This is a genomic window from Leptolyngbya sp. UWPOB_LEPTO1, from assembly GCF_017302695.1.
Taxonomy (GTDB): Bacteria; Cyanobacteriota; Cyanobacteriia; order Leptolyngbyales; family Leptolyngbyaceae; genus Leptolyngbya; species Leptolyngbya boryana.
The window spans coordinates 20,496-40,495 of sequence record NZ_JAFLCJ010000004.1 but is presented as its reverse complement, the minus strand read 5'-3'; the positions used below and the strand labels follow the sequence as shown (position 1 = coordinate 40,495).

At 44.9% G+C, this 20,000-nt stretch carries 18 protein-coding genes; 3 read left to right on the top strand and 15 right to left on the bottom strand.

From position 1 onward, the window contains the following. Positions 1-21 precede the first annotated feature (21 nt). Positions 22-1,449: an amidohydrolase gene (locus J0L70_RS07675; protein ID WP_287453925.1), complete on the bottom strand. Its 1,428-nt coding sequence runs from the start codon at positions 1,447-1,449 to the stop codon at positions 22-24. A 42-nt stretch (positions 1,450-1,491) separates the two neighbouring features. After that, entirely contained in the window at positions 1,492-2,079 is a 588-nt protein-coding gene (locus J0L70_RS07670) for a cytochrome b/b6 domain-containing protein (protein WP_017289791.1), read from the bottom strand. A gap of 254 nt (positions 2,080-2,333) precedes the next feature. On the opposite strand from J0L70_RS07670, the gene gap reads away from it, so the two are divergent. Continuing rightward, the gene (gene gap, locus J0L70_RS07665; RefSeq protein WP_017289790.1) at positions 2,334-3,362 is read left to right on the top strand and encodes a type I glyceraldehyde-3-phosphate dehydrogenase; all 1,029 of its coding nucleotides are present in this window, start codon (positions 2,334-2,336) and stop codon (positions 3,360-3,362) included. Positions 3,363-3,414: 52 nt separating this feature from the next. On the opposite strand, the gene J0L70_RS07660 is transcribed toward gap, so the two are convergent. Beyond that, positions 3,415-4,146 (bottom strand): cobalt-precorrin-6A reductase, encoded by a 732-nt coding sequence (locus J0L70_RS07660; RefSeq protein WP_287453924.1) that lies wholly within the window; start codon positions 4,144-4,146, stop codon positions 3,415-3,417. Positions 4,147-4,179: 33 nt separating this feature from the next. Between J0L70_RS07660 and bioA the strand changes: the two genes are divergently transcribed. Together bioA and J0L70_RS07650 are read left to right on the top strand one after the other, a co-directional pair. Continuing rightward, positions 4,180-5,457 (top strand): adenosylmethionine--8-amino-7-oxononanoate transaminase, encoded by a 1,278-nt coding sequence (gene bioA / locus J0L70_RS07655; RefSeq protein ID WP_287453923.1) that lies wholly within the window; start codon positions 4,180-4,182, stop codon positions 5,455-5,457. Between the two features lie 112 nt (positions 5,458-5,569). Further along, on the top strand, positions 5,570-6,118 hold the full coding sequence (locus tag J0L70_RS07650; RefSeq protein WP_287453921.1) for a hypothetical protein: 549 nt from the start codon (positions 5,570-5,572) through the stop codon (positions 6,116-6,118). Positions 6,119-6,139: 21 nt separating this feature from the next. On the opposite strand, the gene J0L70_RS07645 is transcribed toward J0L70_RS07650, so the two are convergent. The 12 genes from J0L70_RS07645 to J0L70_RS07590 all read right to left on the bottom strand — a co-directional run bounded on the left by J0L70_RS07645 (position 6,140) and on the right by J0L70_RS07590 (position 19,993). Beyond that, a complete protein-coding gene (locus J0L70_RS07645) occupies positions 6,140-8,122 on the bottom strand; it encodes a hypothetical protein (RefSeq protein WP_287453919.1) in 1,983 nt (660 codons plus the stop codon). Between the two features lie 90 nt (positions 8,123-8,212). Further along, positions 8,213-8,914 (bottom strand): FkbM family methyltransferase, encoded by a 702-nt coding sequence (locus J0L70_RS07640; protein ID WP_287453917.1) that lies wholly within the window; start codon positions 8,912-8,914, stop codon positions 8,213-8,215. Between the two features lie 240 nt (positions 8,915-9,154). Next, complete coding sequence (locus tag J0L70_RS07635) at positions 9,155-10,150, bottom strand: O-fucosyltransferase family protein (protein WP_287453915.1); 996 nt, start codon at positions 10,148-10,150, stop codon at positions 9,155-9,157. Between the two features lie 2 nt (positions 10,151-10,152). After that, positions 10,153-11,400, bottom strand: coding sequence for a glycosyltransferase family 4 protein (locus J0L70_RS07630; protein WP_287453913.1), 1,248 nt, complete (start codon positions 11,398-11,400; stop codon positions 10,153-10,155). Between the two features lie 114 nt (positions 11,401-11,514). Next, positions 11,515-12,531 (bottom strand): glycosyltransferase family protein, encoded by a 1,017-nt coding sequence (locus J0L70_RS07625; RefSeq protein ID WP_287453911.1) that lies wholly within the window; start codon positions 12,529-12,531, stop codon positions 11,515-11,517. 23 nt (positions 12,532-12,554) lie between these two features. Beyond that, positions 12,555-13,526, bottom strand: a complete 972-nt coding sequence (locus J0L70_RS07620) for a glycosyltransferase family 2 protein (protein ID WP_287453909.1) — start codon at positions 13,524-13,526, stop codon at positions 12,555-12,557. 12 nt (positions 13,527-13,538) lie between these two features. Then, positions 13,539-14,855 carry an O-antigen ligase family protein gene (locus J0L70_RS07615; protein ID WP_287453907.1) on the bottom strand — a complete coding sequence of 439 codons (1,317 nt, stop codon included), beginning with the start codon at positions 14,853-14,855 and terminating at the stop codon, positions 13,539-13,541. A 12-nt stretch (positions 14,856-14,867) separates the two neighbouring features. Beyond that, entirely contained in the window at positions 14,868-16,157 is a 1,290-nt protein-coding gene (locus J0L70_RS07610) for a glycosyltransferase family 4 protein (protein ID WP_287453905.1), read from the bottom strand. A 13-nt stretch (positions 16,158-16,170) separates the two neighbouring features. Continuing rightward, a complete protein-coding gene (locus J0L70_RS07605) occupies positions 16,171-17,097 on the bottom strand; it encodes a glycosyltransferase family 2 protein (RefSeq protein ID WP_287453903.1) in 927 nt (308 codons plus the stop codon). 6 nt (positions 17,098-17,103) lie between these two features. Continuing rightward, positions 17,104-17,748: a class I SAM-dependent methyltransferase gene (locus J0L70_RS07600; protein ID WP_287453901.1), complete on the bottom strand. Its 645-nt coding sequence runs from the start codon at positions 17,746-17,748 to the stop codon at positions 17,104-17,106. A 23-nt stretch (positions 17,749-17,771) separates the two neighbouring features. Then, positions 17,772-19,112, bottom strand: a complete 1,341-nt coding sequence (locus J0L70_RS07595) for a flippase (RefSeq protein ID WP_287453899.1) — start codon at positions 19,110-19,112, stop codon at positions 17,772-17,774. Next, complete coding sequence (locus tag J0L70_RS07590; RefSeq protein WP_287453897.1) at positions 19,109-19,993, bottom strand: class I SAM-dependent methyltransferase; 885 nt, start codon at positions 19,991-19,993, stop codon at positions 19,109-19,111. The genes J0L70_RS07595 and J0L70_RS07590 overlap by 4 nt, the downstream gene beginning before the upstream one ends. Positions 19,994-20,000 lie beyond the last annotated feature (7 nt).

Below are 20,000 nucleotides of genomic sequence, written 5' to 3'. Positions count from 1 at the left end.
AATGCAATGGGGCGCAATCATTTATGTTGAAGACTGCTCGATCGCGATTTCAGGCAATCCCATCACCGATCGATATCGCGCCTCTGTTTGGGCAACTGCTGCTGATTTTCGTTTCGGGTTCCATTCACTTTGCTCAAACAATTTCTCTACGAGATCATTGACGCTAATATTACAAACTTCATGATCTGAGATAACTTGTTTCCCATTCACCCAAGCGTGACTCACCACATTGACAGGGCGACCTAAAATGAGTAATCCGATTGGATCAGTTCTCGGCAATAACGATAAACTCTTGAGATTGTATAGAACGAGATCGGCTTTTTTGCCAACTTCTAGTGAACCAAATTGATCAGCCCGATTTAATCCGATAGCACCTCCTCGCGATGCCATTTCTACAGCTTGTCGAGGCGTGATCCAGTGTAGATAATCAAAATCGGTCACATTATGCAAAATTGACCCCATTTTGATCGCTTCTAGCAAATCTTGAGAATCATTGCTGGCTGAGCCATCACATCCGAATGAGACATTCACCCCGGCTTGTCGGTATTTCAAAATCGGCGCGATGCCGCTGCCTAAACGTAGGTTACTGAGTGGATTATGTACGACGGTCGATCGCGTTTCTGCCATAATTTCGATATCACGATCGTCAAGCCAAACACAGTGAGCTAGAGAAGTTTTCGGACTGAGAAATCCAATCTCTTGCAGATGTTGCACAGCACTACAGCCATACTTCTCTTGTGCTAAAAGTTGCTGTGCTTTGGTTTCTAAAAGATGAGCATGGCGATTGAGATTATAGCGATCGCTCAATTCAATGCAGCCGGCAAACAAAGCATCTGAACACATTTGAATGCCCGTGGGAGCGACCATAATTTCTACGCCTTCGTCAGGACGATGAAACTTTTCTACAGCCGTTTGTACCAAATCGAGCATTGCTTCTGTTGTCGCTTGATAAGTGCTGTGTTTTACTTCATCGCCTCCAGTCGGAATACCCGCACTCAAGGCTTCGTCCTGAATCAGCGGTGCAATAAAGGCGCGAATTCCGACATCGCGATAGCCTCGTTCCGCAGCCGCGATCGTTTCAAGCTCCCGACCTGGGATCAACACTAAATGATCGACAACACTCGTTCCCCCCGTCATTAATGTTTCAACAGCTGTTCCAACTGCACTGAGATAAGCTTGCTCTGGATCGAGAGGCGTAAACTCGTAAAGCTCTGCAATCCAGAGTTCAAGCGGACTCGGAGGAATGATGCCGCGTTGCCACATCTCAGAAGAGTGAGTATGAGCATTGACAAATCCAGGTAATAGAAGCTGATGACTGCCATCGATCACCGTTCCAACCGCGGGTAAATTCGGCGCGATCGCAGTAATACGATCCGCTTGAATCTGTACGTCCACGGTTTTGTAACCCTGATCGTCTGGAATCAAAACATTCTGAATTGTAAAGCTCATAGATTACGATATCCGATCACGTTCTTGTAGCAGTGTACGTGATTAATTTCGATCGCGAAGTTGTTTAATCCACAATTTCGGGTGATCATCAGGGCGCACTCGAAAACTGAGGATGGAGAGTAAAAGCGGAACTCCACCCACTTTTGCACTCATCAATAGGTGTAGAGCGAGACAAATCAGCATCGTTGCCCAGGCTATCAAGTGAAAACTGTAAGCGACATGGAATAACTGACCTTGGGGCAACCAAGTTTCATCCATGAGTTTGCCAGTTCCAGCGGCAAAGACGATCGCCACAATCATCAAGGTGTTGGTGCAGCGTTGCAGCGTTGCCCACCAAATCGGTTTGCCAACTTGGGTGAGATTCGCGATCGTATTGTTTTGAATCAGCTTCTTTCTGCCTAGCCAAAGACTATAAATTAAGAACAAAGGTGAAAACAGAAAAAAAGTCAACCCGATCGTACCGTGATAATCAATAATCGCGTTAATTCTCGGTAACGGAATCTTGCCAAATCTTTGATCAAATGTGTCATAAACCCAGAATCCACTGATCAACGCAGCAATCACTAATAGCGCATTGATCCCGTGTAAAAATCTCAGCAGTGAAGGTTGATAAGGCTTTGTACGAGACATAAATTCTGAATTTCTAGACAATACTCTTTACTGATATACCTTAGAAATTGCACAAAACTCAAAATTAGTTATTGTTTTTTCTCAGGATGTAACATGATTATTTCCTGACAAATTTCACCAAGCCTGATCAAAAGATTACGTCTGAAGGCTTATTGAAATAAATGCGATACCGTATGTGAACACCAAAAATTTTGAAGTGTGATTTTCTCGATTTCATACTTCATTTTTCCATCATTATTGTTGGAGTTCTTCACATGGCTACTGTGAAAATAGGGATCAATGGTTTCGGTCGCATTGGTCGCCTTGTGTTTCGCGCCGCACTTGAGCATCCCGATCTGGAAGTGGTTGGGATCAATGACTTAGTTCCGCCTGATAATTTGGCATATTTGCTGAAATACGATTCAACTCATGGGGTATATCCCGGCAAGGTGCAAGCTAAGCCGGATGGCATTGTGATGAATGACAGGTTTATTCCCTGTTTTGCAATGCGGAATCCGGCTGAGTTGCCCTGGGGCAATTTGGAGGTAGATTATGTTGTGGAATCGACTGGATTATTTACCGATTTTGAAACTGCTTCAGCTCACTTGAAAGCAGGTGCAAAACGGGTGATCATTTCTGCTCCGACCAAAGACCCTGAACGGGTCAAAACTCTGCTCATGGGAGTCAATCACGATTCGTATAATCCTGAGCACGATACGATCGTCTCGAATGCAAGCTGTACCACAAACTGTCTTGCCCCAGTTGCGAAAGTCCTCAATGATCATTTTGGGATTACTGAAGGCTTGATGACGACGGTTCACGCGATGACCGCGACTCAGCCAACGGTGGATGGCCCCAGTAAAAAAGACTGGCGCGGCGGACGCGGTGCTGCCCAAAATATCATTCCTTCTTCGACGGGTGCGGCAAAAGCGGTGAGTTTGGTGCTGCCAGAGTTGAAAGGGAAGCTGACAGGAATGGCATTCCGGGTTCCGACTCCAGATGTGTCTGTCGTGGATTTGACGTTTAAAACTGAGAAGCCAACGACCTACAAGGAAATCTGCGAAGTTATGAAAGAAGCCGCGGAAAATTCTCTGAAAGGGGTTTTGGGCTATACCGATGAAGAAGTTGTTTCCACTGATTTTCAGGGCGATCGCCGTTCTAGCATTTTTGATGCAGGTGCAGGAATTGAACTGAATTCCAATTTCTTTAAAATTGTGTCTTGGTATGACAACGAATGGGGATATTCCAATCGGGTCGTTGATTTGATGATGATGATGGCGAAAAAAGACGGCATTTTAGATTAACTTTGAGACTTGAAGGACTCTGACTTTTTGAAGAATCGGAGTCCTTTTATCTTCAAACGAAGCGAGCGATCCACAATAATGCGTCTTTCACGTCTGTTACTCTTTCCCCCGTTGGCATTGCCGGACGTTTGACCATGACGATCGGTAAATCCAGTTCTCGTGCTGCAACGAGTTTTGCAGCAGTGGCATCTCCGCCACTATTTTTACTGACGATCGCTGAAATCTGATAATGCTGCATCCACGATCGCTCTTGTTCTAACGTAAAAGGCCCCCGAGCAAGTAACACTTCTCCGGGCGGAATTAGACCCGTCGGCGGATCAATCATTCGCATTAAAAACCACAGTTGTTGCAAATGGGCAAACGCTGCAAGTTCTTGTCGCCCGATCGTTAAAAAGACCCGCTGTGCTATATCAGGTAGGATCTTTGCAGCGGCTTCGTTACTTTCGACTTCGATCCAATTCGATTCGGGTTTCCATGCAGGACGACTCAGCATCAATCGAGGAATCGCAGCGCGATCTGCTGCTGCTGCCGCATTCCAAGAAATCTGTGCTGCAAATGGATGAGTCGCATCGATTAATAAATCGATCGATTGCTCTTGAAGATAGCGCGCTAATCCCGCCTCTCCCCCAAATCCACCGACTCTGACCGTTCCAGATAGAGGGATTGCCGTCTGAGTCCGTCCTGCTAATGAAGAAATGACTTCTATGTTGGCAATCTCTATGGCTCGTGCTGCCAATTCCTTTGCTTCAGTTGTCCCACCCAGAATGAGTAACCGCTTTTTCACGATAATATTGTTCAGATCGTGATTTCAAAGTATATGGCAGACTCTCCCATCTGGCGACCTTTTACTCAAATGAAAACCACTCCCGAACCGTTGAAGGTGAAACGGGGCGAGGGAGTTTGGCTTGAACTAGAAGACGATCGCCGAATTCTCGATTGCATTTCAAGCTGGTGGGTGACAATTCACGGACATGCTCACCCCAAACTTGCAGAAGCTCTATATCAACAAGCAAATAACTTAGAGCACGTAATATTTGCTGGGTTTACACACGAACCCGCCGAGGAACTTGCGCGCAAACTGCTGACGCATCTGCCGCCACAGCTTACTAGAGTTTTCTTCTCCGACAATGGCTCTACCTCTGTTGAAGTTGCGCTGAAGATGGCCTATCAGTACTGGCGCAACTTAGGCGAAGAACGCACAACCTTCATCACCTTCGAGGGTGGTTACCACGGTGATACGATCGGTGCTATGTCAGTCGGTGCAGGCTCAACCTGGTGGCAAAAGTTTCGATCGCTGATGTTCGAGACGGCGCTGGTTCCCTTCCCTGAAACCTATGACGGAGATTTAGAAGTCGATCGCAAAGAATCTGAAGCGTTAGACGTGATCGAGCAATTTCTCAAGCAGCAAAACATCATTGGAATCTTTCTCGAACCCTTGATTCAAGGGGCAGCCGGAATGCGGATGTGCCGCCCTCAATTCTTACAAGCTTTGAGAAAGCTAGCAGATCAGTACAATGTGCTGCTGATTTACGATGAAGTAATGACTGGATTTGGTCGTACCGGAGAGCTATTTGCCTGTCTCAAATCGGCGACTGCCCCCGATATTATTTGCTTATCGAAAGGGCTATCGGGTGGGTGCTTGCCACTCTCGGTTACCGTTGCAACTGAAGCCATTTATCAAGCATTTTACCAAGATGATCCGACCCAGGCGTTTTACCACGGACATTCCTACACGGGGAATCCTTTAGCTTGTGCAACGGGTGTCGTGTCATTAGAGCTACTCGAACAGAACCCGGATGCTTATCAAAAATTAGAAAGCTTGCATTGGAAATTTCTCGATCGCTATCTCTTCTCAAATCCTCGCTTAAAGCAATTCCGAGTTTGCGGCACAATCGTTGCAATGGAAGTTAAAACTGAAGAAGAATCCGGTTACTTCAATGCGATCTCACCTTTGCTAAAAGCTAAATTTTTAGAGGCTGGATTTTTACTGCGTCCACTGGGCGACACCCTTTACATCATGCCCCCCTATTGCATTACCGCAGATGAATTAGAAACGGTTTATGAAGTAATCGATCGTACATTAAACACTCTATAAAGTTTGTAGGAAGTTTATGCTTGTTTATGGAAACTTCTCCGGAGAAGGAAAAATCTACTTTGAAGATTGCTAGTAGCAAATTACACAAGTAGCATCTTGGTTTATACTAGCAATGTCCAAACTTAACGATGTTGAGTTGATTCGGAGATTCATTCAGGGCGATCTTAGCTTTCTTGCTAATCACAATTTACGGCTTCAGCCTGCCTTTAACTCGGCTCAACTGCTTGCAAAAAAAGGCGAACTTATTGCAACAGCAAAGCTAGTTGGGCATATCCGAGCTATCTTAGTTCGACAATCTTCTGCTTATCAGGAGTTGCTTAATCGCATCTTAACTGAGCATCAATTCTTACCTATCGGAATCAACGATCGAGGTTTAGTTGAATACGAGCATTCGCCAATTCCTCCAGGTTACGAAGCAAACTATACCGAAGTTCGCCATCTGTGGAAAGCGTGGCGCGCCCACTACAGCCGCAATGCAAACATGCAAGTTTTGATCCGATCGAATCAAGCTTGGCTCCCCCTTCAGAAAATTGAATTTGGACAGGAAAACTTCTTTCTGCACGTTCCAGGGGATGAGAAAATGCTGTGTGTCAGCGATCGAATTATTTGGCTAAGTCCGATCGAAACAGATGAGCTTACAACCCAAATCTTTTCACATTGATCTACCCAAAGCAATTTATACCTAAAAACTGCGCTGACCAGTTTGAGTAAAAATCATCCTGATATAGCCGCGATCTCTTGGTGACTGAAAAGCCAGTCCCAGACGTGTAAAAGTCAGTCCCTCTTCATTGATCTTTTCAGGCTTGAGTATCAAGGCGCTAGATGACTGAATTTTCACCTGCACACTTTTAGTTCTGTCGGTCAGAATCAGAGTATCCCTACCTTTGCGTTTCCAGCTTCCCAATGTAGTGAGAGCTGTTTCAAAGTTCTGGGGTCTATCAAAAGCAAATCGGTCTTCAATCGTAATCTGAGTTGCCTGATTCGCAGCTTTGCGATAATATACCATACCGCGAGTCAATCGCTGCAATCCATCTACCTGGTAAGCAGGACGCATATTGATTAGAATAGAGTCTTGTTCGGGAGACTGTCGAGCGTTAAGGATGGGGACATAAGGCAGTTGATCTGCTCTCACTTGTAACTGACCTGCAACGATCGGAACAGGATGACCATAAGAATTGATCGCGCGAATATTATACCGATTTTGATTAAATGTTCTCGCTGAGTAGATGGGAGCACCAACATCTCCCGCAGGTTGCTCATTCCCAATCGCGATCGTGTAGCTTCCAATATCATTGTGACTATGAGACGTGTTTGCGCCTAGCCCTCCATCTCTGCCTTGACGACCCCCTCCTTTAATCGTGATCGCCAGATCACCACCACGCGACAGCATAATTCCTTGATGAGCAAAGTAGTAGCCCAGTTGTTCAGTAGTTCGATCGTACGCAGGTAATCCTGCTTTTGCAGTTAGCCTAATGGGTATCGGCTGAGCAAACAATATCAGAGATTGTCTCACAACACTCCAAGAAGCATAGGTGTTTCCTAGTCTAGAAGGTTGATTCAGATCCCAGACTTTACTTAGATAGTCAAACATTGCCAGAGTGCCTGGATCAGCCCCCAATGAGGTACGTGGAGAAGCATCCCCAAATGCAGCAACATTATTCGGAAACATTTGGATTCTTGCAGCGTATAAAGCAATGTTTCTCTGCTTCAAAAGCTCTGCTGTAGAAGTATCACGTCCATCAGGCGCAAATAAATCCACCTCTCCATTTGTATTCGCTCTCAAAAGCTCACGTAGCAAGACATAGTATGAAAAACCATAGTTCCAGTAGAGCGGACCTTCGGATGAGTAGCCATTTTCTGGAAAACTTGCTAGATAGTTCCGAATGTAATGCTCTCCCGCAGCCGCAATGAGCGATCTCTCATTGAGATCGGGCAACACCGCGAGTGCTGCACCGACTACACCAGCTAGACAAACAGCATTCCAATTGCTCCCCTCTTTGAGCCAATCATTTCCCTTACCTGTCTGTAAAGATTGTTTCACCGGATCGAACACACGCTGGCGAAGAGCATCAACGACCTGCTGATAGAGATCGGGCGACAAAGAAGATTTCAATAGATACAGACTGTGCGCGATTTCATGAGCAATACTCGCTGAGTTGAGATCCACGAGATACTGACCATTTAAGCTCCCTAATTTAGGATCATGAGCGGGTAAAATCCAGGTGGGCTGCGCGATAAGTTCACGCAACGTTTTTTCAATCTCAGGAATATACCGACCCTGCCCCTGAACGCATTCTGCTATCACCAAAATCGATAATCGATTCTGACGATTGAATAGCATCTGCTCTCCTTCCGCGCGGTTTCCATCTCGACTAAATCTGAGATAAGCACGATTGCTCCAAGCTGGAAAAGGCTGAGCTAGAAGCTGATTTGCTCTCAAGCGACTTCTTACGGCAAGAGATCTGACACTGGGAATGTTCCACCGCTCTCTCTGACTGCAATCTGGTCCTAAACCCTTTGGCATTGCGGGCAGAAGCGCTTGAATGCGGCGAATTTTGCGATCGTCGAGTTCAAGCGCTCCCAGGCTTGAAGCAAGCCCAAAAGTAAAAGCGTCCTGTGTAGCAATCGAGCTTGTATAGGCAGTTGTGTCAGCAGCTATCATCATTGCTGACGCACAACAGGCGAGAAAAGTTGTACACACTCGATTCATTGGCTTGATTTTGCTTGATCGCTATGTAGAGATACTGTATCGCGCTCAGCTAGACTTTGAGATTGCTAGAATGTTCCCTCGAATTCCTTGAGGCGAAGCGATCTCAACAAGTTCACCTGTATGTTTAATCTTGAAAAACGTGTAGTCCAGTTGATTCAAAAAATTGAAAGCTCCGTCAGATGCGAGATTTAAGCGCTCACAAGTCTCAAGTCCAACTTCAAATAAAATCTTCGGGCGCATTTTCTCGATCGTAGAGTACGCGCCCTTTAAAACTAATTCCTCCGCCCCCTCCACATCCATTTTGATGAAGTCCACTGTTTCAATTCCTTGAGCTGTTAAGATTGCATCCAGTGTTGTGACATCTACTGTTTCGGATTCGACGGCTGGATCTGTTCCTGAACCCAGTGAGTAACTGCTTGGAGCATTGTCAATATGATACAGATGAGCTGTTCCAGTATGATCTGACAATGCTGTTTTGAACAGCCTAACATTGCTCAAATGATTGAGTTTAAGATTTTGCTGAATAGTGTTAAATGATTCCACGCCTGGTTCAAATGATAATACCAGTCCAGAGTTACCGACTAAGCAACTTGCCAGGAGCGTATAAATCCCGCAATTTGCACCTGCATCAATGAATACGTCTCCCTCTGTCACGGTTTGATAGAGATAGTCAAGTTCAGGCTCATAGTTCTCCCGAAAAACAAATAAACTTGTATTGCCTGAGCGACGGAAGTTTGGTGGAAGCAAAAATTTTCGATCCCAACGCTTAATTTTAATAGTCTGTGGGATGGAAAGACAGCACACAAGCCACCAATATACTAATCGCACAAGTACTGTCAAAGGTTCTTGCTTGAATGCTTTATGTTGTCTGAGATAGTTGAACTTATGTGAATAATTCGCGATCGTCATTGCTTTGCTTACCTTTCTCTCATTAATCTCATCAACGCGAGTCGTTTAGTCTGAACCATTAGGGCTTTCGAGCGTCATTTATATCGTTTGATGGCGGGCAAGATGTTTTAGAAAACCAGTTGGTGTATATTTCGAGAGATCAAATACCTGACTTGAATCGAGCGTTGACATCAATAGAGCAATCACTCCAAATGTTGATACCGAATTAAATACCAGTGATGAGCAGCGCGAAAGTAAGCAGATATCTATCATTGCTTGCCTAGCTACTTGAAGCTTACTTGGCGCATCCGAATTAAAGTGAATTCCCAATGAGTCAGATGATGGTGAAGGCAACCACTTTTCAGAAGTAACAATTTTATTACTATAGCGATCGTAGAAGATTTTTTCAACTATAGCATTATCGGTTGCTAGAAAAATTCCTGCATCAGGATCAGAGATCATTAAGCGATCAATGCTTTTCAAGTAAGGTTTTAGCTCTACCTTGCGATCAGTGTATCGAACGTGGACACCAATCATGCGCCTGAAAAATTTTGCTTGGACGAACTGATCAACATCTGCAATAATGCCCGAGTCAACCTGAATATGCGATTTTAGGATGTGAGATAAAACCTCCAAATTCGTTTGGTTTTCAAATTGAGCAAGCTTGTCTCTAAAATGTCGCCTCAGTTGATTGATATTTGATGAGAAAGACCAGTGAACTAGAACTTCTTCTGAGTAGTCCAGTTTTGTGAAATTGACAGCCTGAGGAAGCTGCATTAACTCTTTAGCTGAGGGGAGCTCCTTTTGAGCGCAATATTCGGAAACTACATAAACAGTCTTGTCCAAATAAGTTTTCCAAACTGTAGGATAGACAGAGCGACTGACAGGAATACTCTCTGCTTGGTCAACATCTATCAAGCTCATCAACTGATAAAATGCGTTGTCAACTCCATCCGAGTAGACCCCATCTCGCCAATCTACCAAAAGCTTTCGCTGTGTGAGTTGAGCATATAAAATTCCTCCAAGAACGCACAGCAGTCGGTTTCCAAGACCTGCACGACCTTTAAGAATTAGCAAAGGCTGGTGACTTAGCATTATTATTGCCCCTTGCGCTCAAGTGCAGGTTGCTTTGATTGAGACAGTGAAACTCTTCCGGATTCAAACGCTTGATGGTAAAGCTCTAAAAGTTTCGGAGCTTGATGTTTCCATTCCAGAACATCTCTCATCCGCCGTCTACCTTCATTCCCAAGTTTTCTGCGAAGTTCAGGAGATTCGACTAGTGCTAAAATCTTCTCTGCGAATTCAATTTCATCATTAGGTGTGACATACAAAGAAGCCGTTGCTGCCGATCGACGACCCTCGCGTAGATCAAACTGTACGATCGGTTTACCTATTGCCATATATTCCAGAATCTTGTTCATGGTGCAGTTCTCGTTGTAAGTCGAGAAGGGAGAAGGTTCTACACAGATATCACAGCTTGATAGACGTTCTAGAAGTTCTTTGCCAGTTTTAAACCCTGTAAATTCAACATAAGGCTCAATCTGCAACTGTTTTGCTAAGTCTTGAAGTGACGTAAATGCAGGTCCGTCCCCAATGAGTATAAAATGCATATCGCATCGCTGCTTCTCGTAAACTAAGTAGTGAATCACTCGTAAAAGGTAATCAATCCCTTCAGGTTCGCCCATAACCCCCATATATCCAATCAAAACTGACTTGCCGTTGTGGTAGTCCTGGCTCGAAGACAAAGCGTAGAATCGAGACATATCAGGCGCACTCCGAACCACAAAGACCTGACTTGGTTTCTTCTTGCCCCGGTTGAGTGCAACTTCTTGATGAGATTCATTCGTCGAAATCACCCAATCTGCGATCGCATAAGTCCACCGTTCACACTGCAAAAGCGCGTAGTAGAAGAAATCCTTGCGATTGTACTTGGCAAGATACATTTCAGGAGCAAGATCATGGTGATCAAAGATGACCCGAACCCCATGCAGCAACTTGAACCAACCAGCAACCAGAAACAGCAGATCAGGTGGATTACAGATATGAATCAAATCGAATCGCCGTTTGCGCCAGATCTTAAACGCGAGTCGAAACTGCCCCATCACTGCCCAGGCATACTCTCGCAAGTAACCATATACAGAGCTAATCTCAGGAGGGAGGGGATGGCGGTAGATATGAATACTTTCAATCACTTCGTAAGCTCGATCGTATCCGTTTGCTTGTGGGCAAATTATAGAAACATGATAGCCATTCTGTTGAAGTGTCGTTGCTTCCATCCAAACTCGTCGATCAAATGGAACAGGCAAATTTTCAACAACAATCAAAACATGAGGAGAGTGTGGCATAACAGAAATAGGAGCAATGCATGAGAGAACTGAGATGAAGTGGACAAGACAATGCTGAGTAAAATCAAACCAAGTAAAATCAGACCAAGTAAAATCAAACTAAGCAAAATCGAACTAAACGGTGAGCGCCTGTTGAACATCAGTGGCTTGAATTAACCAGGCAGCTTCTCGTTCTCGTCTTAGTTCAGATATCGCTTGAGAAAGCTGTGCAGTTTGCTGGATCGCCTGATAACATCCCTGCGCGATCTCATTCGGATCATTAGAATCAACATAGATTGCACCCTTGTAGAAAAGCGTTTTCAACGTGTTTGTGTTCGACAACACTATTGGTTTACAAACACCCAATGCTTCATTGGCAACACTCAGCTGGATACCATCAAGACGAGTGAATCCAAGAATTGCGTCCGCACCAAAAAGCAGTTGATCAAATTCTGCCGCAGCTAGAAATCCCGTCAGGATCACATTATCTGGCAGCTTGCTCAGATCATGAATTCCTCTAGCACGCTCTGGATTTCCTGTCAGAATAAAGGTCAAATCAGGGGCAAGTTGAGCCGCCTCAATGATGACCTGAATCGGCTCATCCCGATTGAACGAGCAAGGACAGACAAGCCAAGGACGATGAATCTGCCACGCTGGAGCATCACTGGCTTGAATAGTTGCTGGCGGATCTTCGAGCACCACGATCGCGGCGCTTTTCAGCCCAAGCTCGATCGCTTGGGATCGAACCCAAGTATTGTGAACAGTGATCGAATTACAGTGATTCAAAAGCGTACGAGTTCCGAGAATATCGATCCAAGGTTTGCGAAAAGTTGCATTGTGACTATCTGCAACAATCAACAATCGAGGATTAAAGACTCGTTTATACAGATGAGCAAGATGAAGCAAAAAATTAGGAGGAAGCTGAATCCATAGAACATCGGGTTGCTTTCGGATCAGCAAAATGAATGTATAAAAGCATTTAATAAAATATTCAAGCCCTCGAAACGCTCGATTCCGAAATGAGAAGCCAACACTACAAAACTCATAGCCAAAAAAAGCTTGCATCGAAAGCGATCGACGTTGGAAAGGAACCCAAGTAATAAATAGTTGCTTTGTTTTCAGATCAGTTGTAGATGAGCCATTGAGTAACATTGTTCTTTTCTCTACTCTAAAAATTACGCCCAACGCTTCCAGCGCATAAACCAAACCTTATCAAGTCCGTAGAATGGAGCGAGAAGCAGAGTAATCGCTAGCCAAGCTGCTCCCGCAGGATAGAGCCAGATTGTCTTCGGATGGCGCGCAATAAATTGCTCGAGCGGGAACCTTAACCTGCGATGCCATACAGTTAATGGAATCTTTTCAGTTGAATAACTGACATAAAGCCGCTCTAGCTCTGCCAAGATTTTGCGCCCACCTGTGCTAGTTTTGTTATTCCCATCTTGGATTGCAATACTGAGAACTGAATCGAGACATTTCCACACGGCATTACGTGATTTGAAGTAAGTCCAAAGTTCAGCATCCATAATGTAGTTATAGCTTTCATCGACCAGATAATGCCTTTGAATCAGACGACGACGGTAGAAGCAACTCGGTTGAGAGATAGGATTGTAGGCAGGCAGTAAAGCAATGTGCTGAAGCTTGGGTGCCTTGAGGTAAGAGTTTTTGTTAGAGGCGGAGAGCCGAATACTAGTTTGCGTCAGTCCTAGAAAAGAATGCAGGGTTTTAATCATCTCCTGATTGTCACGCATGACGGAAGGCGTGTCATATCCCTTATTGAGCATTAGACCTTGACCGACCACCACATCAATGCTGCGATCGCGAAATGCCTCCGCAACGATCTTCAAACAGTCAATCGCAAGCATATCATCTGTGCATAACCAAGTAATAATCTCTCCTGTCGATTGCTGAAAGCCTTTATTGATTGCATTCGACTGTCCAGTATCAGGCTCACTGATCCACCAAGTAATTTTAGACTCGAACTTCTGAATGATGCTCACACTTGCATCATTAGACGCACCATCGACTACGAGAACTTCTAGGTTCTCGTAGTTCTGATCGAAAACACTTTTGAGAGCTTTCTCGATCGTCTTCCCGCCGTTGTAATTGGGAAGGATCACAGAAATCTTAGGCAGTTCAACATTGTTCATGACTTTAATCTCTTAACTGACTGACTTGCGACCTATGAGAGATGGGGGTTGCCAAACTCTAGAAGCTGCAACTTTCTGCTGCCAGCGCTTAAATCGTTCAATCTCTAAAACTGAGGAGAAGCAAAACGAGATATAGAACAACCAAAGAAAAATATTTGGAGATAGCGTAATCGGAACTTCTGTACTCTGCAAAATAAAGCTAGCTACAACTGTCTGTAGCATCCAGAAGTTCTCAATCTTTGGTGATTGGAACAGCAAATATAACAGTCTTAGAGTGACGGAACCATACGATAGCAGAAAAATGAATAGTCCTACGAAGCCAAGCTGTAAGAAGATTTCTACAAAGATGCTATGTGCATGGATTGCACCTTTTTGCAGTGCATCGAATGTCCAAGCATCATTTACGGCTGAAAATGCCTCCGGAGTATTCCAGAACCCTCGATATCCATATCCAAACCAAGGTCGCTCCAATCCCCGTTCAATCACACTTGCCCATAATGGCGTTCTCCCATTAAATTGGGCATCTTTGCCTAAAACATCCGTCAGGATAGTGTCGAGATTAATCCAGATGAAAAAGATGCTAACGGCTGTGACAAAAAGAGTGATCAGAAGTACAGCCAATCGAACTCGATGATCCAACTTGAGGAGATAGTAAAAAGGAAATAGACACAAACAGAACACTAACGTGACAAGTGCGGATCTTCCCCCACTCATCAGTAGTATATAGAATGCCAACAATGCAGAGATACCCCATAAAACTCGGTATCGCCCAGACTTGGCTGTCACGGCGATCGAGATAAAGGTAATGACGGCTACTGCCATTGCACGCGCTAAAAATTGCTTATGGGCATAGATTCCCAGCCAGACTGTTTCACTTTCAATCGTTCTAATTCCCACATAAGGCGGAATCACCGAAGCAAAGAAACTTGCAATCGTCGTGAAGAACAGAGTTGCTCCCATCAAATACATCTGTCCCCGCAAACTAAATCGAGCAGCAAGATAGGCTCCAAAGACGAGCGATCTTAAAAGCGTTCGACCAAAATTCCAGGTGTCAGATGGACTGCCAGACCAGCAAAATGATAGCAAGGCAAGGGCAATCAGCAGCAGCAGCACTGGGTCACGTGTAATGGCATAAAGAAGACTCGTTCGCAACTTACCATTCAAAGCAGAAATGATAATTAGGAGCGCAACAAATATATAGCTGGAGATATTAATGGTTTGAGCAATAGCAGGATTTAGCGCAGAGCGAACTCCATCAGACACCAGCAGCATGAGAACGACGCAGATGACTTCGAGATACTTACTCTGTTCGATGGTAGAACGATTCAATCTAAAAGCCTCCTATCTTGCGAAGAACGGTTGAAAAACGTTGAGCTTTGGAGCCGTGGCTAAACGGGTATCGAATAAGGCGGAGTAGCGCGCTGCTTGAAGTTCTTGATGAAATTCCCGCTCAACTTTTTCGCGGGCGTTTTGACCTAATTTTTGAGAATTGTCTTTCTGCATCAAAATAAATTTGATCCCCCTTGCAAAGTCATCAGGTTGAAACGGGACTGCAAGATATCCATTCTGCTGATGATCAATCAGATCAGACATCCCACCCACATTGAAGCCAACACATGGCGTCCCACATGCCATTGCTTCTAGTACAGTATTGGGTAAGTTATCCTGAAGCGAAGGAGCCACAAACAGATCGGCTGCTGAGTAGGCAAGTGCCAGCATCAAATCGTCATTCAACGCACCAAGACCATGCGATTTAAATCCCATCTCAGCATTACTCATAGGCAAGTCTGCTCCAAAAAACACAATCTCAATTTGATCTCCCCATTCAGATTGACTCAGAGATCGCAATGCAGGCTGAAGCAACTGCGTTCCCTTACGCTGGTCAATACTTCCTCCAAATGCCCCAGATAAGATTAAGATTTTGTCCGGTGGAAGCTGGAGCAGCTTTCTCGCGAGAAGCTTTTCAATCGGACGATAAAGTGCAGTATCAATCCCATTGGGAATACACTCGATCTGAAAATCTCTCAAAAGCGGGCTTTCTTTAGCACATTCAGCAAGCCATCGACTGGGCGTGACAATTGTTAAATCCAGATTTTTCCAGGCTTTTGCTTTGCGCTGCCATACCCATCGCGACAAATCCCAGTCTTGTTTGCTATCGAGTTGGGGACACTGCCCACACCCTTGCTGAAATCGATCACACCCTTGCGTATAGTGACATCCTCCAGTCAAAGCCCACATATCGTGGAGCGTCCAGATTAGAGGTCGTCTCAACTTTGCTAGAGTTTCGATCGAGAGATAGCCGAAGTGTGTCCAATGTAGGTTGATAATATCTGGCTGATAGCGGTATACCTGACGCGCGATCAGATTTGGTAACCATTGCAGAGAAAAGCTAGTTTTCTTATTTGGGTAAAACTTTAGAGGAAGATTGTCGATCGGCAGTCGAATACTTGTCAATGCATGTCCAATTCCTGCATTTGAGTGGGTACTGACAACAGTTGGATCGCTGCTGTACTTAAACTGAACTAGCATTTGAGAATTAATCTCGGCTTGCTTCAGTCCTTGGTGAAGACGATAGGCTGCCCGTGCCGCTCCGCCCCATAAATCTGAGTTACTCATGAGTAAAACGTTCATACTGCGTCTCTACCTACTGGCTCGAAGATAAAAATCGTTTATTCAGAAGCCAGTTCAGCCGAAGTTTTGCTCGCTCTACATAGTCATAGTCATAGACCTTGCGCTGCAAATACGCATCAGATTGAACTTCTCGAATCAGAATCTGGGGATGTTGAAGGGGAAATTCGATCGCTTCTAATGGCAAATTCGCCAATCGATTGTGTTCGGCAGTATGGGTAGCATCGTCAGTAAATCCGACATTCGTCACCAGATTTACACGAGGATGAATACTCAAACCACTGTTGAGCCAGCAGCACAGCAACCATTGATAATCCCAAGTATCAAGCTTGCCATCTAGAATAAATTGAAACGCCTGATGCCAAAACTCTACAGCACGTGCGTTCTGTAGAATATTGTAGAGAACTTGCTTTTGAGGCAATGTCTTCCAAAGTTCTAGCTCATAGTCATAATGCTGCCATGCTCTGCGCCAAGTCGCCCAACCCCAAGAGTGAGCATAGCGTGAAAAGTAATAGCTTGTTCCGTCCGCATAACGCCCTCTTGTAAAGTCTTGAGCAGCAATGCTGAAGATTCGGGTATCTTCTCGATACCGTGCAAGGAGCTTCTGGCAGAAAGGAAAGAATGACAGATCTGGAATACAATCATCTTCCAAAATAATTGCTTCTTCGACTTGCTCAAACACCCAATCTAGCCCTGTAGAAATCCGTTTGCCACAGCCCAGATTCATCTCTGCATCGTTGATTTGAACATCACAATCCCAATCGACCTGTTCAATCACCGCACGTGCCGCAGCACATTTCTCTGCTTCACCGACTCGATCAAGTCTTGGAGCATCTGCAACGACTAAGAGTTGTTTCGGCTGAATTTGCCGAATGCGATCAAACACTGCTTGAGTCGCTTGAGGACGCTTGAAAATTAGCAAGACAATGGGTGTGTCAAACATAGTCATTTACTTCAGCGCTTCTGCATACAAAGACTCGTACTGCCGCCCCAGTTGATCGAGTTCGGGGTCAAATGGTCTTAAACGGGCTTGACTGAATCCAGCTTCTCTCAACACTGCGATCATGTTGTCTTCATCAAACATGTAGCGATGATAGCCATCCATGTAGAAGATATAGTTCACATAATCAATTTTTGATTTGTACAGTAGCCCACAAGGATGAGAGCAAAATGCTTTATGGTCAAAGTGTTCCGAACTCGCATAGGCATTCAAATAGATACGGGCATTCGGAACAACAACACTCAAAATTCCGTTGGGTTTTAATACCCGACGACAGTCTTGAAGCAATGCAATCAAATCCCTCCAGTTTAGATGCTCTAGAACATGCTCAGAGTAAATGAAATCGATCGAGTGATCGGGGAAAGGTAGCCCAATTCTCAAATCAAATGGATAATCAGCAGTTCGATTGATGTCTGTCGTCACAAACCCCGGTTTGCGAGAAGTTCCACAACCAATCTCTAGCCGGTTCATCTGTGCTCTTCTAAAGAAAAGCTTCACCTTGATCAATCCAATCAGCGAAAGCAAGTAGCAAAGCATCTCAGATTTGATCAAAATGTAAATTTCTTTCGCTCTACTGAAAAATCTGGTCTTCATGAGTCACCTCGTTTAGGGATAGGCTATGAGACTTTAAGCTGTCGAACATCTTGCACAAACCTGCGAACTGAGGGACAAATTAACGCCCGCAACTGCATTTGAAAGATAGAGTGCGTTCTCGTTGAGAAGGCATTCATCACAATTGAGGAAAAGGCATAAGAAACAACTGTTGCTAGGGCAGCCCCGACTCCTGAGAACTTTGGAATCAAGATCAAGTTCAGAATGACATTCAAACATGCTCCAATGAGAGTGCGCTGTAAGGAAAGCCGAAGCAAATTTTCGGCAGTATTCCAAAGAGATTGAACTGTTCCGAGAAACACAAATGGAGCTGCCCAAATATGAATCGCGAGAATCAACCCAGCAGGTTGAAATTCAGCCCCGAACAGCGTCAAAATTAAGGGTTCAGACACTAAAGCAATCGGCAATGCTATCGCATAAGCAGTCAGCGTCATCAGATTGAAAATACTGGTAAGTCGCTGATAATAGAGATCTTGATCTGTTTGCCGCAGTCTAACGATCGTAGGCAGCAACGACGAGTAAACTGCAACAGGCAGAAAGTACCAGGTTTCAGACAGTCGCAATGCAGCCGCATACACTCCAACTGCTTGATTTCCGATCATTTCGCCGAGCATCGTTTGATCGATCTTAAGATAAATCAAAATCGCCAAGCCCGAAAAGATTTCTGTCCATCCGTCGCGCAACAGATGTTGCGCAAGTCTGAAACTAAACCGCCAATGCAGTAAACTACTATGCTGTTGATAAAAGAGAGCTAGCCCGCCCATTGCGATCGCAATTTCTATCAGCCCAACCATCGCAAACCAGAGAAGCGGCATGTTCAGGCTCATTAAGATGATCTTTGCCAAATTCGCAGTAAGAAAAGCGATCCCTTTGGATAGGACAACGTACTTCGACTGAGTTTGAGACTGATACCACAGATCGAGCGTCTCCAAGGATTGAATGATTAGTCCTATTGCCGTAATCCCAATCAGGAGCCAAGTTTGAGGTTGATCTGGGCGCAGCAGAACAATCGAGCCAAATGCCATTGTGGCTGCGATCAGGCTTCCAAGCCCTCTCATCACAAAGGTCGTTCCCAAAATCTGATAGCTCAATTCAGGCGTGTTCGTCAGATCTCGAACCACAACTGACTGCAATCCTAATGTTGCGATCGTCGTAAACAACATGACAAAAGCAGTCGCATAGCTCAATAGCCCAAATTGTTCTGGACCCAAATACCGCGCCATCCATGCGCCAACGAAAACGCTTACCCCCAAACGTAGCGCCTTGTCTACCATCAGCCAGGACATATTAGAGAGTACCTTAGCTGAGCCGGGACGTGGTGTGAGAGCAGAAAGTTTACGCATCATAATCTGGGTCTAACCGCCTCAATAAATAAAGAATCAGGCTTCCTCATCCTCCCGTGATAGAGATCAAGCTCATAGTCATTAAAATTGGGAATTCCACTCTCATCTGCTCTGCATACTTTTACCTCCTCAAATCCGACTTCTTGCAGTAATTTTTTTAGTGAATGGCGATCATACATCCAGCGATGCACTTCTCCAGAGCGCCGGAACAGTCCCTCATCAAATGCTTCAGCCGCATTTCGTCCTGCGATGACAGACACAATACGACGAGCAATCTGATTTCTCAACCGTCGAATCATCTGACCCAACTGCACGGTTTGAACCTTTTGCCAAATCGTCTTCGGCACAAACTGCTCGTACAGTTCAAACTCTGCTCCCAACCGAGAAAGAATAAACGGATGTCGCGTCTGCTGGGTCTGGTTGATGATGGCTTTCATTCGCCCGCCAGGCTGCACTCGAGAAATTTGATCGAGCATCTCAAGTTGCATCCATTCATAGCTCGCTTCAGCAGATTGATCTCCCGCTTCGACTCGCTCTAAAACTTGTAAATACAGACGTGCGACACCCTCTAAATCGGGCACGACAATGCGGACAATGCCGCCAGGTTTGAGTACACGATACATCTGGCTGAGACTGTCGATCGCTTCACTGGGATCTAAGTGCTCAAGCACATGCGAATTGTAGCAAGCATCAAAAACCTGATCTGGAAATTCTAGACCTTTTCTGAGATCTAACCGTCTGACCTCTGAGCTACATGGATTGAGATCGACATTGTGCCAAGCTGCCTGAAACGTCTTCCCACAGCCTAGATTCAGCAATTGAAAAGGGTGATGGGAAAATGCGAGCAAGCAAGGAGCTATTGATTGAGATGAGAGCGTTGTCATCGCTGCC

What these genes read in the sequence shown, in the direction of transcription:
- J0L70_RS07590 (WP_287453897.1), bottom strand. Translation starts at nt 19,993, where the DNA reads ATGACAACGCTCTCATCTCAATCAATAGCTCCTTGCTTGCTCGCATTT.
- J0L70_RS07600 (WP_287453901.1), bottom strand. Translation starts at nt 17,748, where the DNA reads ATGAAGACCAGATTTTTCAGTAGAGCGAAAGAAATTTACATTTTGATC.
- J0L70_RS07610 (WP_287453905.1), bottom strand. Translation starts at nt 16,157, where the DNA reads ATGAACGTTTTACTCATGAGTAACTCAGATTTATGGGGCGGAGCGGCA.
- J0L70_RS07620 (WP_287453909.1), bottom strand. Translation starts at nt 13,526, where the DNA reads ATGAACAATGTTGAACTGCCTAAGATTTCTGTGATCCTTCCCAATTAC.
- J0L70_RS07630 (WP_287453913.1), bottom strand. Translation starts at nt 11,400, where the DNA reads ATGCCACACTCTCCTCATGTTTTGATTGTTGTTGAAAATTTGCCTGTT.
- J0L70_RS07675 (WP_287453925.1), bottom strand. Translation starts at nt 1,449, where the DNA reads ATGAGCTTTACAATTCAGAATGTTTTGATTCCAGACGATCAGGGTTAC.
- J0L70_RS07670 (WP_017289791.1), bottom strand. Translation starts at nt 2,079, where the DNA reads ATGTCTCGTACAAAGCCTTATCAACCTTCACTGCTGAGATTTTTACAC.
- J0L70_RS07625 (WP_287453911.1), bottom strand. Translation starts at nt 12,531, where the DNA reads ATGTTACTCAATGGCTCATCTACAACTGATCTGAAAACAAAGCAACTA.
- J0L70_RS07605 (WP_287453903.1), bottom strand. Translation starts at nt 17,097, where the DNA reads ATGTTTGACACACCCATTGTCTTGCTAATTTTCAAGCGTCCTCAAGCG.
- J0L70_RS07645 (WP_287453919.1), bottom strand. Translation starts at nt 8,122, where the DNA reads ATGATGATAGCTGCTGACACAACTGCCTATACAAGCTCGATTGCTACA.
- J0L70_RS07650 (WP_287453921.1), top strand. Translation starts at nt 5,570, where the DNA reads ATGTCCAAACTTAACGATGTTGAGTTGATTCGGAGATTCATTCAGGGC.
- bioA (WP_287453923.1), top strand. Translation starts at nt 4,180, where the DNA reads ATGGCAGACTCTCCCATCTGGCGACCTTTTACTCAAATGAAAACCACT.
- gap (WP_017289790.1), top strand. Translation starts at nt 2,334, where the DNA reads ATGGCTACTGTGAAAATAGGGATCAATGGTTTCGGTCGCATTGGTCGC.
- J0L70_RS07595 (WP_287453899.1), bottom strand. Translation starts at nt 19,112, where the DNA reads ATGATGCGTAAACTTTCTGCTCTCACACCACGTCCCGGCTCAGCTAAG.
- J0L70_RS07635 (WP_287453915.1), bottom strand. Translation starts at nt 10,150, where the DNA reads ATGCTAAGTCACCAGCCTTTGCTAATTCTTAAAGGTCGTGCAGGTCTT.